Source organism: Bradyrhizobium sp. 31Argb (genome assembly GCF_043638955.1).
Lineage (GTDB): Bacteria > Pseudomonadota > Alphaproteobacteria > Rhizobiales > Xanthobacteraceae > Bradyrhizobium.
In genome coordinates, this window is the sequence record NZ_JBEGDB010000237.1 from 10,759 (window position 1) to 12,519 (window position 1,761).

Genomic DNA, 1,761 nt, shown 5'->3' on the forward strand with positions numbered 1-1,761 from the left:
TGGCGTCGGCGCATTCAGGTCAACGAAAGAGTCCAGACCCGCGTAGGTATTTGAACGAGCTCCGGCCAGGTGCGCTGGCGCAAACTGAGCATCGTCGCGCAATTCGGATGGCGTCGGCGCATTCAGGTCAACAAACGGCTCAAGGCCGGCGTAAGTGTCTGAGCGAGCCCTGGCAGTTGACGATGACGCTGGTTCTTGCATCTCCTTCCTCAACAAAGCCCAAGCTCCCTCGCTCGGGGTGGCTGGGGTTGCGGGAAGCGCCTGCGACGGGCTGGGCCGCCCAGCGCCCAGCCCGGACGGCAAAGCCGGCTGCTCGCGGGCTTCTGGCCCTAGAGCATGGTTCGCCTCGACGAGTTTTAAGTAATTCCGAAGGTGCGCCAAATCGGGATCATATAGCCTGCGTTCAGTCAGTTTGAATGCAATCACATCGTCGCGCAGCGTAAAGTCCTTCCTGTCGGAGCGGTTAAGTCGGCCAGCCATGCTCTCCCTGCCATTTTCTTTAAGCCACGCACCCAGGGTATGAAGACGTGCAGCCCGCTCCTGGGCAGACTTCCTTGGCTCAAGATTTTTCAAGGCCTGGTCGAGCGCGCCATCTATGAGGGCGGCGTCTTCGGGATAACGACCCAGATGCCATGAGCTACTTGCGCCGGATGCGCGCTCCGCGCGCTGAAACTCGTCAATCATCTTCAACGCGGGCCCGAGGGTTGTGTCGTTCGGACGCAACTTTTTAGCGTGCTTGATGCGTGACTCGTGATCTAGCCTGGCGATTGCGTGGCCCTCGCGGTTGAGCGCTTCAGAAAATATGCGAAGGCTGCCGCTATAGTTCGCAACGGCCGTTGCGGGTCGCCTGCTGCTACGAGCTGCGCCCTCGATGAGGGCTTGGTCTTCGGCTGGAATACTCCGTTGCCGCCCACGCTGGGAACGGCCTGACGTACCACCGGGTTCAAGATACTCCCGAAGATAACGCAAGCCAGTAATAATTTTCCGGTTGTCGAATTTATTGGCGTGGGCTACCAGCGAATTGTGATCGAGCGCAGAAATCGATTGCCCATTACGTGCGAGATCTTCTCCAAGACCACGAAGAACCGTTACATAACCATCGACCGTTGCCGCGCGCAGTCCCCGGCGTTCACCTGCCGACCGAATGGCGTTGTCGATGATGGAGGCGTCTTCATTAGACAGATGGGGAGTGTATACATCTCGATGCGCGGGCGCCGCTGGGACGGGAGCGGCATCGGCTTGTTGCACCTCATCCAAGCGTTGCTCAAAGCTCGGATGCCCAGCCTCGTCCGCTTGCCCCCCTGACCTGACTGTTGCTTCGCCAAGGCGGGGTGATACCCACGTTGCCAGTCGGGGACTGAAAATATTGAATCTGTTCGGATCCATCGCGACCTCGTTCGACTGGACTTCAGCAATGAGACAGCAGGCTACTGTCGCAACCTGACGAGAGGCTGACGTCGTGGAACCGGCGCTGCCAGCGGCGCCCCCAAAGCTCGCAATCCGAAGACTTTCAAAATCCGTCGTGCCTCAGTTTGAGATTTTTCCGGCCCACCAGATCGTCGTCCATTGGATTGGGGCCAAGGTCCGGGGTCAATTGAGCCACCAGATTGCAGGTGCGGCAATGAGAGCCCAGCGAGGAAGTTTCTGGCGAGCTTGTCACAGCGCTTGACATGTGGCGGAAGTCTTACTCATAGGTCAGAAATATAGGCGACATCTGGATGCTTGAAGAAGGAACGCACCAAAGCTGGTCTGTTGCCGATG

Annotated in this window: 1 pseudogene; it reads right to left on the reverse strand. The window is 58.4% G+C overall.

What is annotated here, in order from left to right:
• A pseudogene (locus AAFX91_RS31780) lies at nt 1-1,248 on the reverse strand (hypothetical protein); the annotation flags it as partial.
• Between the last annotated feature and the right edge of the window lie 513 nt (nt 1,249-1,761).